Origin of the sequence: Leptotrichia sp. oral taxon 223, from assembly GCF_013394795.1 — a bacterium.
In the GTDB taxonomy this organism is placed as follows: domain Bacteria; phylum Fusobacteriota; class Fusobacteriia; order Fusobacteriales; family Leptotrichiaceae; genus Leptotrichia.
This window is the reverse complement of the sequence record NZ_JABXYU010000001.1, coordinates 1,667,474-1,681,327: the sequence shown is the minus strand read 5'-3', so window position 1 is coordinate 1,681,327 and position 13,854 is coordinate 1,667,474. Positions and strand designations below refer to the sequence as shown.

14 protein-coding genes and 1 pseudogene are annotated in these 13,854 nt (G+C 32.4%); 9 read left to right on the top strand and 6 right to left on the bottom strand.

What is annotated here, in order from left to right:
* Positions 1-12 precede the first annotated feature (12 nt).
* Positions 13-980, bottom strand: a pseudogene (gene hemB, locus HW275_RS08145) (porphobilinogen synthase).
* A gap of 58 nt (positions 981-1,038) precedes the next feature.
* The gene (locus tag HW275_RS08140; protein WP_178936047.1) at positions 1,039-1,509 is read right to left on the bottom strand and encodes a bifunctional precorrin-2 dehydrogenase/sirohydrochlorin ferrochelatase; all 471 of its coding nucleotides are present in this window, start codon (positions 1,507-1,509) and stop codon (positions 1,039-1,041) included.
* A gap of 177 nt (positions 1,510-1,686) precedes the next feature.
* Between HW275_RS08140 and cobS the strand changes: the two genes are divergently transcribed.
* Both cobS and HW275_RS08130 read left to right on the top strand, forming a co-directional pair.
* Complete coding sequence (gene cobS, locus HW275_RS08135; protein WP_178936046.1) at positions 1,687-2,454, top strand: adenosylcobinamide-GDP ribazoletransferase; 768 nt, start codon at positions 1,687-1,689, stop codon at positions 2,452-2,454.
* Positions 2,455-2,502: 48 nt separating this feature from the next.
* Positions 2,503-3,102, top strand: a complete 600-nt coding sequence (locus HW275_RS08130; RefSeq protein WP_178936045.1) for a histidine phosphatase family protein — start codon at positions 2,503-2,505, stop codon at positions 3,100-3,102.
* Positions 3,103-3,405: 303 nt separating this feature from the next.
* On the opposite strand, the gene HW275_RS08125 is transcribed toward HW275_RS08130, so the two are convergent.
* Together HW275_RS08125 and HW275_RS08120 are read right to left on the bottom strand one after the other, a co-directional pair.
* Positions 3,406-4,809: an autotransporter outer membrane beta-barrel domain-containing protein gene (locus HW275_RS08125; RefSeq protein WP_178936438.1), complete on the bottom strand. Its 1,404-nt coding sequence runs from the start codon at positions 4,807-4,809 to the stop codon at positions 3,406-3,408.
* 13 nt (positions 4,810-4,822) lie between these two features.
* Complete coding sequence (locus HW275_RS08120) at positions 4,823-5,758, bottom strand: hypothetical protein (protein WP_178936044.1); 936 nt, start codon at positions 5,756-5,758, stop codon at positions 4,823-4,825.
* Positions 5,759-6,226: 468 nt separating this feature from the next.
* Between HW275_RS08120 and argS the strand changes: the two genes are divergently transcribed.
* The 7 genes from argS to HW275_RS08085 all read left to right on the top strand — a co-directional run bounded on the left by argS (position 6,227) and on the right by HW275_RS08085 (position 11,943).
* Positions 6,227-7,951: an arginine--tRNA ligase gene (gene argS, locus HW275_RS08115; RefSeq protein ID WP_178936043.1), complete on the top strand. Its 1,725-nt coding sequence runs from the start codon at positions 6,227-6,229 to the stop codon at positions 7,949-7,951.
* Between the two features lie 275 nt (positions 7,952-8,226).
* The gene (locus HW275_RS08110; protein ID WP_178936042.1) at positions 8,227-8,517 is read left to right on the top strand and encodes a serine/threonine protein phosphatase; all 291 of its coding nucleotides are present in this window, start codon (positions 8,227-8,229) and stop codon (positions 8,515-8,517) included.
* Positions 8,518-8,538: 21 nt separating this feature from the next.
* A complete protein-coding gene (locus tag HW275_RS08105) occupies positions 8,539-9,393 on the top strand; it encodes a polysaccharide deacetylase family protein (RefSeq protein ID WP_178936041.1) in 855 nt (284 codons plus the stop codon).
* A gap of 155 nt (positions 9,394-9,548) precedes the next feature.
* Complete coding sequence (locus HW275_RS08100; protein WP_255460044.1) at positions 9,549-10,037, top strand: septal ring lytic transglycosylase RlpA family protein; 489 nt, start codon at positions 9,549-9,551, stop codon at positions 10,035-10,037.
* 21 nt (positions 10,038-10,058) lie between these two features.
* The gene (fabG, locus tag HW275_RS08095; protein ID WP_178936040.1) at positions 10,059-10,814 is read left to right on the top strand and encodes a 3-oxoacyl-ACP reductase FabG; all 756 of its coding nucleotides are present in this window, start codon (positions 10,059-10,061) and stop codon (positions 10,812-10,814) included.
* 6 nt (positions 10,815-10,820) lie between these two features.
* Positions 10,821-11,453 carry an RNase H1/viroplasmin domain-containing protein gene (locus HW275_RS08090; RefSeq protein WP_178936039.1) on the top strand — a complete coding sequence of 211 codons (633 nt, stop codon included), beginning with the start codon at positions 10,821-10,823 and terminating at the stop codon, positions 11,451-11,453.
* A gap of 22 nt (positions 11,454-11,475) precedes the next feature.
* Positions 11,476-11,943 (top strand): hypothetical protein, encoded by a 468-nt coding sequence (locus HW275_RS08085; protein WP_178936038.1) that lies wholly within the window; start codon positions 11,476-11,478, stop codon positions 11,941-11,943.
* 77 nt (positions 11,944-12,020) lie between these two features.
* Here the strand turns inward: HW275_RS08085 and HW275_RS08080 are convergent, their stop codons facing one another.
* Together HW275_RS08080 and aroC are read right to left on the bottom strand one after the other, a co-directional pair.
* Positions 12,021-12,710: a toxin-antitoxin system YwqK family antitoxin gene (locus tag HW275_RS08080; protein WP_178936037.1), complete on the bottom strand. Its 690-nt coding sequence runs from the start codon at positions 12,708-12,710 to the stop codon at positions 12,021-12,023.
* Positions 12,711-12,739: 29 nt separating this feature from the next.
* Positions 12,740-13,837: a chorismate synthase gene (aroC, locus tag HW275_RS08075; protein WP_178936036.1), complete on the bottom strand. Its 1,098-nt coding sequence runs from the start codon at positions 13,835-13,837 to the stop codon at positions 12,740-12,742.
* Positions 13,838-13,854 lie beyond the last annotated feature (17 nt).

Sequence of the window (13,854 nt, the reverse complement as noted above, 5' to 3'; positions counted from 1 at the left end):
TTTTTTTATTTTTTATTTTTCCAGGTATTTCGCAACTTTTTTTGCATAATAAGTAATAATGGCATCCGCTCCAGCCCTTTTCATCGCATACATCTGTTCCATTACAATTTTCATTTCGTCAATCCAGCCGTTCTGAGCCGCCGCCTTTACCATCGAATACTCGCCTGAAACACTGTAAGCTACAATCGGAACTTCAAATTTATCACTTACCTTTTTTATTACATCAAGATATGCCATCGCAGGCTTTACAATTATAATATCTGCCCCTGTCGTAAATCTTCGGCAACTTCATCTATTGCGTCCTTTGAATACTGAAAGTTCATCTGATAAGATTTTCTGTCGCCAAACTGAGGAGCCGAGTCCGCTGCATCTCTGAAAGGCCCGTAAAATGCTGACGAATACTTTACTGAATACGCCATTACTGGAACAGTTTCAAAATTATTTTCAGCCAGAACTTCACAAATTTTTTCCACACGTCCGTCCATCATATCAGAAGGCGCCACAATGTCAGCTCCCGCTTCTGCATATGAAAGTGCTATTTTTGCCAAGACTTCCAATGTTTCATCATTTTTAACATATCCATTCTCGTCAAGTATTCCGCAGTGTCCGTGATTTGTGTACTCGCAGCAGCAAATATCGCAGATTACAAGAAAATTATCATAATTTTCCTTTATAAACCGGACTGCATTCTGAATCACACCATTCTCATTATACGCCTCTGTCGCACAGGCATCCTTGTTTTTCGGAATTCCAAAAAGTAAAATCGAATTTATCCCTAATTTTACCAGTTCATCTAATTCCTCTGAAAGCCTATCAATCGAATATCTAAAAATCCCCGGCATTGACGGAATTTCACTTTTAATATTTTCCCCTTCCTCAATAAAAATCGGATAAATCAAGTCCTCCTTTGTAACATACACATCTTTCACAAGATTTCTTATAACTTCATTTTTTCGTAAATTTCTATGTCTTTTAAACATTTTTCCTTCACCTTTTTTCATTTTATTATTTCCAGCTATCATTTCTAAATTTGAATACTTATTTTTCTATTTTATCAAGAATCTTCTGAATCTCACTTTTCATAGCACGTGAACGCTTGCAGTTTTTCCCGCCTGTAGAAACTGCAATCTGAAACTCATCATTTTTCACAATTCCTCCAAACATTGCATTCATCTTAATCTTTGAAGATACATTATTAATCAGTATCCCATTGGAATCACAGATTCTTGCCACATTTTCGTTCAATTCTTCATCGTCTGTAGCCGCAATCACCAAAAAATACCCCTTTACAAGTTTTTCAATTTTGCTTTTATCATTTTCGATTTTCCTATTACTTTCAATTTTAATATTTTCCAGCTGTAACAGCCCCTTTTCCGCAACATCCTCAGTCACAACCGTAATATCCGCTCCATATTCCAAAATTTTCCTGATTTTCTTGGCTGCAATTTTCCCTCCGCCAATTACAAGAACTTTTTTATTTTCCAAATTTATAAACAATGGAAACCACATTTTAATGCTCCTTTCACTTTCTGTCTGATGACAATAGAATACCATATTATAACTATAAAAACAAGAGATTTAAGACATAATATTTTTTTCGCTAAAAATATAAAAATTGCGTGATTTTTTTTTACAAAAATGATAAAATATAGAAAATTTTATAAAAAACAAAAAATGGAGAGCCTTATGAAATACATAAAAAATTTTTTTGAACAATTTATTATTCTAATCCAATTTATGACTCGTATCCCAATCCCACTAAAAGTTGACTACAGCGAAAAAAAATTGGGAAAATCAATTAAATTTTTCCCTCTTGTTGGATTGATTATTGGATTAATTCTATACTGTACACACGTTTTAATTGCAGCATATTTAAAAGACATTCTTTACAGCAAGACAATAATTGCTATATTCTTAACAATTGTAGAAATTCTGACTGTCGGAATAATTCATATTGACGGGCTAGCCGACACTTTTGACGGTCTTTTCAGCTATGCTAAGAAAGAAAGGATGCTGGAAATTATGAAAGATTCAAGAATCGGTGCAAACGGAACTGTCGCTCTAATTCTATATTTCATCACAAAAATCATGCTTATTTCAGAAATAATTACAGTAAACCCAAAATATCTCATAATTTCTCCAATTATCGCCAGACTTTCAACTTCCATAAACGCTGGACTTTCCGACTATGCCAGAAAATCTGGGATGAGCAACGACATAATTTCTGAAAATGGTATTTTTGAAGCAGTTTTTTCACTTGTTTTAACAAATATCCTAGTATTTCTTATAATTGGCGCAAAAGGAACCATCACTGTATTTATTGCGCTTCTATTTATAATTCTGCTTATGTTAAACGTACGGAAAAAAATTGGAGGGATAACTGGCGACACAATGGGAGCCTCTCTAGAATTAACTTCAATTTTAGTGCTGTTCCTAGGAATTATTCTGAGATAGCCAAATAAAATAAAACGAGACTTGAAACAAAAAGGAAAGGGTAAATAAATGACAGAAATTTTATTTATAAGGCACGGTGAGACAGATTGCAACAAAAAACATCTATACTACGGACATTTAAATCCAAGTTTAAATAAAACTGGAATAAGCCAGCTAAAAAATACGAAAAAAAAACTTGAAAAAATGAATGAAAAAATTGACATAGTATTTTCAAGCGACTTGAAAAGATGTCGGGAAAGTCTGGAACTTTTAGGAATTGACAAAAATATAAAACAGCATTTTTCTGAAAACCTGAGAGAACTGAATTTTGGGATACTTGAAGGAAAAACTTACAAAGAAATTGAAAACCAGTTTCCACATTATGTCAATGAAATGAAAAATAACTGGAGAAATTTTAAGGCAGAAGGTGGAGAAAGCCTTTCTGATTTGCAAAAACGAAGTGTAACAGAAATTAATAAAATAAAGAATGAACATAAAAATAAAAAAATACTTGTCGTAGTTCATGCTGGTGTTATTCAATCCTTAATCAGTTATTATTTATTCAATAATCTTGACGGCTATTGGCAATTCAAGCTGGATAATGGGAGCATTACAAAGATGACGGTTATGAGTGATGGCTTTATTTATTTTAATTATATTAATAAATAAAATATTGTTTTCATATATTTTTAATATTTATAATTTTTTATTAAAAATATATTTTAAATGATTAAAATTTATGTTATAATATATTATCCTTCAATGTTGGGAGGTGAAATTTAATGAGAGTAAGAGAAACTATCAAAATTCTTTTACTAATTTTACTGGAAGTATTAAGATACTTAATTGAAAAATTCCTGTAAAAGGAAAAGAGAGTGTAGCACCACTCTCTTTTTTTATCCCTCAATGTTAGTTAGTTTTACAAATTCATTATATCACATAACTTACTTTAAATCAACTAAATTTTTTTAATTAAAAAGTATGTTTAAATCCAATTGTTCCTCTGAATCCAGAACGTCTTGAATTACCAAACGACTGCTCATATCTTGTGTCGATGTATAAATTGCTTTTTTGTCCTAATGGCGCTTGTGCTCCCAAACCGATTTCTCCCCAGGTTGTGCCAAGTTTCTCAGTTACTTTGTCAGAACCTATGTTTGTGTATTTATTTTCATATTTTGTAAAGTCATGCCAGACATTTGCTACAGCATAATATGTATTTGTTCGCCCTTCATCTGAATTTCCATTATAAGAAAGTTTGATTCCTGTTCTTCCACGTAATCCATTTCTGTTATCCTGGCTTACCTTTCTCAACCCGTCATTAAATGATTTTGTGTTCAAATATTGATATATTAACTGTGCCTGCGGCTTAATTGCCAATGTCCCAGCTTTTCCAATTCCAATTGATTTTCCAATTTCCCCTGAAAATAATAGTCCATATCCTCTTTGTTTTGCATCATAGTCATCTCTTGATTTATATTTATTTTGTAAATATGAAACTTGTCCCACCAAATCATAATATGAACCATTTTCTGTGTATTTTGTTTTTGTGATTCCTAATGAGATGCTTTCCGCTTTTCCTTTCCCTGTATATTTATCATCGGAAATTCTTCCATTTTCCGCACGGTATCTGTCAAAAAAATCTGAACTTGCCCTGTTATATGAAATATATCCGCCTAATAAATGGTTGTTTCCATTTTTATCCTTATTTATTTTAAAGTCATGCCCCAGTTGCACTCCATAAAGATTACTTTCACGCTCAAATCTTTCCTTGCCTTTTTCATTCACACCGCTGCCATAAACTCTTGTCCACAACTGCCCTTTATCAGCCGTCATATTTTCCAGATCTAATATTCGATTCTCTCCTCTTCTTTCATGTAAAGTTCCAACAGAAGAATACCCCATTTCCATATTCACCTTCGGCATTAACACATAAGCTGACACCGGCTGTGCCATAATATAGATTGGATGACTCGAACCTGAACCACCAGCACCAACAGCGCTTCCAGCCCCGCCAATCACTCCAGCAGTGGCTCCAGATCTACCAAGAGGTGCAATAGTCCAATAATATTCCCAAATACCATTGACTTGTCTGCTGGTAAGTTGAGCCTCTGCCGCTCCAGCCGTTCTTGCAGTTCCAATAAATGTAGTCGGTGTAGAATTTCCAGCTACTTTTACAACTGGTACACTGTTTATCCTTTGTGATAATTGCTGTACATTTCCAGGAATATAATTTTCAAATTCATTTTCTTGTGGAGTATCGTCAATATAAAGTGGTACTACTTTTGTTGTTCCAGTTGCATTTCCTGTAATGTAAACTAAATCTGATTCTGAATTTGATCCATTTTCATCTCCTGGAGCATTCCAGACGGTATTCATTTCAATAGTACCGTTATTTCCATGATAATTTCCTTCTATAAATAAGTTTATCTTTACTGGAATCGTTTGTTAGCTGAATTAATCCACTGTTATTTAAAGTTCCATCATTAGTAATTCCGTCAGATGTCAATTTTATGTAATAAATTGAAGTTACTCCGTCACTTTCTGTCACATTATTTTCATCAAATGATATAAAGGACTTATTACCTATATTTAATGAATTAAGTGTTGTTCTTTGTTCAGAAAGTGAATTATTTTTACTTAATCCCCAGTATGCTCCGCCTATTAAATTTACATTTAAAACAGATTTTCCATGTTTTGTCATCAAACCTAATATTTGTGTTCCACCATCACCTTCAGTGCCATTATCTATTCCATTAACTGTTAATTCTGAATAAACGCCGTTTGTTTCATCGACTTCAACTTCAACTACCCATCCATTATTATTTGAATGAATTTGCGATTTAAAACCATTACTGCCAATTAAATTAAGTTCCGCATTTTTTATGCCGTGCCCATTTCTTGCTTCAACTTTCACAGTGGATTCTGCTGAATTTCTTGGTGCCCATATAAATACATCTTTTAAAGTTACTTTCTGATTTGCAGCACTGGAACTTGCACCAGTAATCGGATCTGTTACTGTATATAAAATTGCTTCTTTTGATGGAAGAACAGATATTTCAACGGAATCCCCTCCTAAACCTGTACCTGTTGCCTCAAATTCTGTATTTGAATTTGTAACTGTTATTGCAGTTCTAGGTGTAAACAATGGTGCCTGTGTCGTCGAATCAATATCTCCATATCCTTTTAAAGTAAATTTTTTACCTTCACTAATCCTAAATACTCCATGTGAATTGTATGAATTAGAAAAGTCTAAAATTTCTCCATCTCCTGTACCTGAATTTACAATGTATTCTCCATTTGCATTTGGGGTTATTGGCACTGCCATTCCCAGTCCACCTGTCATTAAAAATGTTATTAACAGCATTTTTGTATATTTGTATTTTTTCTTTAAGATTCTTTTTAAAAATCTTTCCGTTTCTTTAAACAGTATGCTCTCTCTCCTTATTTATTTTTTTTTGAAGTATTAAATTATGTTTATAAAATTTACAACATAATAACATTTTTTATTTTTTTTGTCAATTTTTACTTTCATAATATGTTAAAAATACTTACATATATTTCATAGTTTTTATTTGAATATAGTTAATAAACAACCTTCAAATATGAAAAAAATAAAATTAGTTGATTAAAAAAATTTAACATTTTTATTCAGCCAAATAACAAATAAACACTTCAAATTTTATTAAATTTATTATATAATATGCAAGGAAATATTTTTTAGAAAAAAAGGATTATGCGTTATCCCTTAATTAACGTAAATTTTGTGAAAGGAAAGGATAAAAACTTTAAAATAATGGAATTATTGACAATTAAATTAAAAAAATTGTTTTCAAAAAATATAAATAATATTTTTGGTGCTGATTATGCGCAAAAAGTTGATATTCAGAATTCCACGAAAAAGGAATTTGGAGATTTTCAGACGAATTTTGCGATGGTCAGTTCAAAATTAATTGGAAAAAATCCACGAGAGATTGCAAATACACTTGTAGATAATTTTGCAGAAAATGATATTATCGAAAAGCTGGAAATTGCAGGTCCAGGATTTATTAATATTTATTTGAAAAATAACTTTTTAAATGAAGAAATAAAAAAAGTGGAAAACGAAAAATATGATTTTTCCTTCTTGAATACAGATAAAACTGTAATTATCGACTATTCCTCTCCCAATATTGCCAAGAGAATGCACATTGGACATTTGAGGAGCACGATTATTGGGGATTCCATAAAAAGAATTTTACAGTTTTTGGGATTTCATACGCTTGCTGATAACCATATTGGGGATTGGGGGACGCAGTTTGGAAAGCTTATTGTGGCCTATAAGAATTGGCTGAACAAAAAAGCTTATGCAGAAGATCCGATTGGAGAACTGGAAAGAATTTATGTGCTGTTTTCTGAAGAATCGAAAAAAAATCCTGCTTTGGAGGATGAAGCACGTGAAGAGCTGAAAAAATTGCAGCTGGGAAATGAGCATAATCAAAAATTGTGGAAGGAATTTATTGATATTTCACTGAAGGAATATAATAAAATCTACAGCAGGCTTGGCGTGAACTTTGACTACTATTACGGCGAATCATTTTATAATAATCTGATGCCATCTGTACTGGAAGAATTAAAGAAAAAAGGTATTGCACGTGAAGATCAAGGAGCATTGGTTGTGTTTTTTGAAAATGACAAGCTGCCGCCTGCGATTGTGCAGAAAAAAGACGGAAGTTTCTTGTACACAACTTCTGATCTGGCTACAATGAAATTCAGAAGGGATGAATTAAATGTAGACGAAGCTGTTTATCTGACTGATGACAGGCAGCAGAATCACTTCAAGCAAATTTTTGAAATTGGAGAATTGCTGGGTGAACCTTATAATTACAAAAAAACTCACGTCGTGTTTGGAATTATGAGATTTGGTGACGGAATGATTTTTTCTTCCAGAAGCGGGAATATAATAAGGCTTGTTGACTTGCTGGATGAGGCAAAAACTCAAGTTAAAAAGGTAATCGATGAAAAAAATCCTGATATTCCTGAAGACGAAAAAGAAGAAATTGCTGAAATTGTGGGAAGTGGAGCTATAAAATACTTTGATTTGAGCCAGAACAGGACTTCTGATATAACGTTCACCTGGGACAAGGTACTTAGCTTTGAAGGCAACACAGGTCCCTACTTACAATATACTTACGTGCGGATTATGTCTATTTTCAGAAAATTAAAGAAAGAAAATATTAATGTGGAAAATAAAGACATTATTCTGGAAAATATGAACGGCATTGAGCGTGAACTGGCAGTTGAGCTTTTGAGATTTCCGCAGGCAGTAATAAAATCTTACGAAAGCTATCGTCCAAACATAATTGCCGATTATTTATTTGACACAGCCAAATTATTTAATAACTTCTATAATTCAAACTCTATTTTGAAGGAAGAAGATAAAAAAGTTATGGACGCACGAATTTTACTGGCGGAAAAAACTGCATTTATATTAAAGCAAGGGCTTGGACTTCTTGGAATAAATACGGTAGACAGGATGTAAAATTATAGTTTAACCCTTTAAAAATCAGAAATAAAACTATATTGACTAAAAAAGAGAAACAAATTAATCAAAAAACAATTTTGATTTAATGGTGGTTTAATGATTATAGTGTATACTATATTCAGATCGATTAAAAGATCTGAAACCTCAATTAACCCCCCCTTTTATGGCCCTCTTTTTTAAGAGGGCTTTTATATTTTATATCTTAATTTAAAAAAATGAATAAAATAAATTAGTAAATTTAAAAAAAATAAATTATAGAAAAGAGGAGAACAATGGCAAAGAAAGAACAACAATTTCTTTATGATCACAGAAATGATCATAGTGGTGAAAATGGCAAAAAATTAGCAAAAACTGCATTTATTCTGTTTATTATTTCGGCATTGCTTGTGGCGCTTTCACATTTTGTCCTAGTTGAAAAAAAGGCACAATTTGAAAAAAATATACCAGCGCTCAAGGAAAATAAACAAAAGCTGGAAAAGGAAGTGGATGCTCTTAACGGCAACATTAAACACAGCGAGGACACTTACAAAAAAACAGAAGCACTAGTAAACAAATACAAATAATAATAAATGAGAGGTAAAAAAATGAAAAAAGTATTATCAATTATCGGTATATTACTTGCTATGGCAGGATTTTTATACTCAGGAATACAAATTTTTGGAACAACTGCAAAATTTATGGAACATCACAGCTTGCAGTCAAGTATAAAAAAATTAACTGATGAAAAAACAAAAAAAACTGAAGGACTTGCTGCTCTTACGAAAAAGAATGCAGATATAAAAGCTCAATATGAAAAACTTAAAGCTGACAAGAAAATAAAAACAGTTTATTTAACATTTGATGACGGGCCTTCAGGACATACTGATCAAATTCTTGAAATTTTGAAAAAGAATAATATAAAAGCAACATTTTTTGTAATTGGAATCGGAAAAAATTATAACGACTATAAAAAAATAATTGATCATGGGCATGCGCTTGGGTTGCATACCTATTCACACATATATAAAGAAGTTTATGCAAACGAGGAAAGTTTCTTTAAAGATCTTTATAAAATAAGAGATGCTGTAAAATCGACAACAGGATTAGATGTAAAAATCACAAGATTTCCAGGCGGTTCAAGCAATGCGATAGCATCTAAGGCTTTAAAAACGGCTATAATTAACAGAATGACAAAAGAAGGATATGTGTATTTTGACTGGAACTGTGATTCTACTGACGCTTCCGGAAATAATGTGCCTGTGGAAAAACTGGTTAAATACGGCGTCTGCACAACTCACCCTGATATTAATGTCCTAATGCACGATACAAATGCCAAAAAAACAACAGTCCAAGCTTTACAAAGAATTATTGACGGATATAGAAAAGCTGGATATACATTTGAAACACTAGATGTAAATAGTCCAAAAATTCAACATGTTAAGCAGCCTGAACTGAAATAACTAAGTAAAAAATAAGCAATTAAACATTAAAAATATGCTATAATGTAGAAGTGTTTAAGCTTTCAAAATTAATCTTTTTAAGTGTAAACACCATAACAGAACTATTCAGTTCAGTTTTAATGTTATGAAAATTTTATTATTTAAGGAGAAAATTAATGAAAAAAATAGTTACTATGTTTGCAGGCTTGGTAGTATCGCTATCGTTAGTTGCAGAAAATACTAATAATATAATTTACATAAAAAATGAAATGATGAAAGCCGTTGATAGCGGGACTGACTTATATGTTGCAAAATCAAACAAAACTTCTACAAAAGAAAAAACTTCAAATTCAGGAAATTCTAAACATTCACAAAGCGGAGTGGCTTCATATTATGGCAAAGGATTGCACGGAAGCAGAACAGCCAGCGGAGAAAGACATAATAGGAATGAAATGGTAGCAGCGCACAGATCTCTTCCATTTGGTACAAAAGTAAAAGTTACAAATTTGAGCAATGGAAAGGAAGTTGTTGTAAAAATCAACGATAGAGGGCCTTTTACAAAAGGGCGTGTAATTGATTTAAGTTATGGAGCTTTTTCAAAAATTGAAAATCCTGGAAAAGGGATTACAAAAGTAAAACTTGAAGTTTTAAATTCTTTAAAATAATTATTTAATTGTTTTAGAATTATGATTATAAATTTTGAAATAAAAAAACGAAAGGTGGAAAATATAGTGTTAAACGGTAAAATTGCATTAATTACAGGCGGTTCAAGAGGTATCGGTAAGGAAATTGCGTTAAAATTTGCAGAAAATGGGGCTACAGTTATTTCTGGAGATTTGATTGATCCTGATTATAGCCACGCAAATATTTCACATGTAAAATTAAATGTTACTGATAGAGATAACATAAAGGAAATTGCGAGTGAAATCAAGGAAAAATACGGAAGATTGGATATTCTTGTAAATAATGCAGGAATTACAAGAGACTCATTGCTTCAAAGAATGAAGGAAGCTGACTGGGATTTAGTAATTGATATTAACTTAAAAGGTGTTTACAATGTAATGCAGGGATTCGTTTCACTACTGTTAAAAAGTAAAGCCTCAAGCGTAATTAATATGGCTTCTGTTGTAGGAATTGATGGAAATGCAGGGCAGACTAACTATGCCGCTACAAAAGGCGGGGTAATCGCCATGGCAAAAACTTGGGCAAAGGAATTTGGTAGAAAAAATCTTAGATCAAATGCAATTGCACCAGGATTCATTGAAACAAATATGACTCATGTGCTACCTGAAAAAGTTGTAGAAACTGTACTTGCAAACACTCCACTTAGAAAAATGGGAGATGCTCAAGATGTTGCAAATGCCGCATTGTATCTGGCAAGCGATATGTCTAAATTTGTTACAGGGCAAGTTTTAAGAGTTGACGGAGGATTAAACTTATAATTTAAAATGGCAAAAAATAAAAAATTCTATGCCTATTTCATTATAGATACAAATGAAAACGGAATACTTGAAAACTGGACGGATTGCCAAAAAAAAGTAAGCGGTAAAAAAGCCCGCTACAAATCATTTAAAACTCTTTTGCAAGCACAGGAATGGTTAAACTCTGGAGCAAATTATGAGAAAAAGGAAAAACTTGATTTGACTGAACTGTATTCCGAGCTGGAACGTGACGCAATTTACTTTGATGCGGGAACAGGACGTGGTAACGGCGTGGAAGTCAGATTAACTGATTTTGACGGTAATTCGCTGCTTTATAAAATTATGAATGAAAAAAATATAAATGAATTTGGAAATTATTATGTCGCTGACACCAGAACAAATAACTTTGGTGAATTAGTTGGGATTTACACAGCTTTTGTCTATGCTAAGAAATACGATACAAAGGTTATTTGTGGAGATAGTTCGCTAATTATTGAATACTGGTCAAAAGGACGATATAATAGTTCTAATTTGGAAAATGATACAATTGAACTTATAAAAAAAGTAACTTTAATGAGAAATGAATTTGAGAAAAAAGGTGGAGCCGTAAAGAAAATCTCTGGAGATGTCAATCCCGCTGATTTAGGTTTTCACAGATAATATTAAATAAAGGAGGATTTTTATGAAAAAAATATTATTAGTAATAATGATGTTAATAACGTCTGTTATTGGATTATCTAAATCTAAAATTACAGACAAAACTTTTAAAGGCGAATATGCAAGAGCAACAAATACATTTACCTATATAAAAGATAATTTGGTATTTCCAAACAAAACTCTTACTTTCACAGTGAAAGATAACTCTGGATTACTAGACAAAATTTATGATTTTATGGGAAAAAAATATGGTGTAGGTGATTCTGATATTGTCACTTTTGATGTTAAAGGAACTGTGTCTAAAAACGGCGTTTTGACAATAAGAAAAATAGTTAATTATCAAATACCTGAATATAGATTACATGCATCAGATTTTGGCACTACACCAGCAAGTACGAGCACGACTCAAGAAAATTCTGAAACAAACACTACTAACGATTCTTCAAATTTAAATAATCCTGGTACTTTCTTTAATCAAGAAACTGGAAATTAATTTTAATAAATTGTAAAAAATTAAAAGCAAGGGGCTAAAACAATTCACCTCTTGCTTATTTTTTACTAATAAATTTTTTACAGCTCCTCCTCAATTTCCTTTTTTAATATCTTAAAATGTTCTTTTGAAACCGAACATATAATTTTTTTATTATCGTAACATACAAGATAGCCTAACGCAAAAGGAATCGGGATAAAAAATACTGAAATCATCTTTGCACACACTCTTATTTTTTCATTATATACTGTAAAAGTTCTCACTGTGTAAAAGCCCGTTCCGCACCCATTAAGCCTGTAGGAAGAATATAAATTCTCATCGCCATTATCATATTCAATAAATCTTTTTAAAATCCGTTCTTTCTGGTAATCATCCAGCATCTTAAAACTTGGCAGAGTTCTCATAATTTTTACCGCAATAAGTATAACGATAGCAATAACAGCTATTATTAATGCAATAGTTTCAGCCAGAACACCTTTATATTCCATGCCATTATCATAAAACGTCTTTTTTAAAACTTTTCCATTTTCAGAATACTGAATATGATGCCCATTAATAACGCCATTGGTATAAGGTATTTCCTCTTTCAGCTTTCCATTTTCATAAAATTTCTGTACAATTCCAGTAAATGGCTCATTCTCCCCAGCAACATACAAAACTTCATTTTTCACTTCTGTCTGTTCAATATTAATATTCCTTACCGTAGCCGCTAAAACCACATTGGAAATAAAAAAGATAAAAAATAAAACGAATAAATTTTTTTTATACATATGAACTCCCTTAAATTAAATAGTTATTTTTATAATCCACGTTTTTTACTTTCCAAAACCCTATCCAAAATTACAATCGCCGTAGCCGCCTCCAGTACTGGCACCGCTCTCGGCACTATTATTGGATCATGTCTTCCATGAACTTCCAAAATATCATTTTTCTTAGTTTCAAGATTTACAGTTTTCTGAGCCTTTTCAATCGAAGCCGTCGGTTTTATCGCCACTTTAAATGAAATTGGCATTCCAGTCGTTATTCCGCCTATAATTCCACCATTATTATTTGTAAATGATTTTATTTCTCCATTTTCATCAAAATACATCTCATCATTTGCTTCATATCCAGTCATTTCTGTAATTCCAAAACCTGCCCCAAACTCTATTCCCTTTGTAGCCGGCACCGAGAAAATCATTCTCGAAAGCTCGCTTTCCATAGATTCAAAATACGGATCTCCTATTCCCGCAGGAAGTCCTGTAACCATAAGTTCTACAATTCCACCAAGTGAATTCTTTTCTTCCCTAGTTTTTTCCACAGCCTTTTCAATTTTTTCCACAATTTCCTCATTCAAGACAGGCAAAGTCATATTTCTAAGTTTCTCAATATTTTCCTCCGTAACATCGCTTTCCACAAAGTCCCTGTCTTCAATATTCTTTACCGATTTGATATGTGCTGCAATTAAAATCCCCTGCTCCTTCAAAATCTGTTTTGCAATCGCTCCAGCAAATACCAATGAAGCCGTTATTCTCCCAGAAAAATGTCCGCTTCCACGAATATCATTAAACCCGCTATATCTGTTAAATCCGCTCCAGTCTGCATGCCCTGGTCTTGGCTTTATTTTTAATTCGCTGTAATCCTTTGAACGCTGATTTGAATTTCTGATAATCATCGCAAGTGGCGTTCCAGTAGTTTTTCCATCAAAAAATCCGCTCAAAATCTCAAATTCGTCCTTCTCCACTCTAGGTGTTGTCAATTTTGATCTTCCAGGTGCTCTTCTTCTCATTTCCTGCGAAATAAACTCCAAATCTAGCTCCGTTCCTGCTGGAATTCCATCAATATTTACTCCCAATGCACTACCATGTGATTCACCAAAAATTGATATTTTATAGTTTTTTCCAAAATTTGCTGCCATTTTTTTTCCTTTCTATT

What these genes read in the sequence shown, in the direction of transcription:
- HW275_RS08140 (WP_178936047.1), bottom strand. Translation starts at nt 1,509, where the DNA reads ATGTGGTTTCCATTGTTTATAAATTTGGAAAATAAAAAAGTTCTTGTA.
- cobS (WP_178936046.1), top strand. Translation starts at nt 1,687, where the DNA reads ATGAAATACATAAAAAATTTTTTTGAACAATTTATTATTCTAATCCAA.
- HW275_RS08130 (WP_178936045.1), top strand. Translation starts at nt 2,503, where the DNA reads ATGACAGAAATTTTATTTATAAGGCACGGTGAGACAGATTGCAACAAA.
- HW275_RS08125 (WP_178936438.1), bottom strand. Translation starts at nt 4,809, where the DNA reads ATGAATACCGTCTGGAATGCTCCAGGAGATGAAAATGGATCAAATTCA.
- HW275_RS08120 (WP_178936044.1), bottom strand. Translation starts at nt 5,758, where the DNA reads ATGGCAGTGCCAATAACCCCAAATGCAAATGGAGAATACATTGTAAAT.
- argS (WP_178936043.1), top strand. Translation starts at nt 6,227, where the DNA reads ATGGAATTATTGACAATTAAATTAAAAAAATTGTTTTCAAAAAATATA.
- HW275_RS08110 (WP_178936042.1), top strand. Translation starts at nt 8,227, where the DNA reads ATGGCAAAGAAAGAACAACAATTTCTTTATGATCACAGAAATGATCAT.
- HW275_RS08105 (WP_178936041.1), top strand. Translation starts at nt 8,539, where the DNA reads ATGAAAAAAGTATTATCAATTATCGGTATATTACTTGCTATGGCAGGA.
- HW275_RS08100 (WP_255460044.1), top strand. Translation starts at nt 9,549, where the DNA reads ATGAAAAAAATAGTTACTATGTTTGCAGGCTTGGTAGTATCGCTATCG.
- fabG (WP_178936040.1), top strand. Translation starts at nt 10,059, where the DNA reads ATGATTATAAATTTTGAAATAAAAAAACGAAAGGTGGAAAATATAGTG.
- HW275_RS08090 (WP_178936039.1), top strand. Translation starts at nt 10,821, where the DNA reads ATGGCAAAAAATAAAAAATTCTATGCCTATTTCATTATAGATACAAAT.
- HW275_RS08085 (WP_178936038.1), top strand. Translation starts at nt 11,476, where the DNA reads ATGAAAAAAATATTATTAGTAATAATGATGTTAATAACGTCTGTTATT.
- HW275_RS08080 (WP_178936037.1), bottom strand. Translation starts at nt 12,710, where the DNA reads ATGTATAAAAAAAATTTATTCGTTTTATTTTTTATCTTTTTTATTTCC.
- aroC (WP_178936036.1), bottom strand. Translation starts at nt 13,837, where the DNA reads ATGGCAGCAAATTTTGGAAAAAACTATAAAATATCAATTTTTGGTGAA.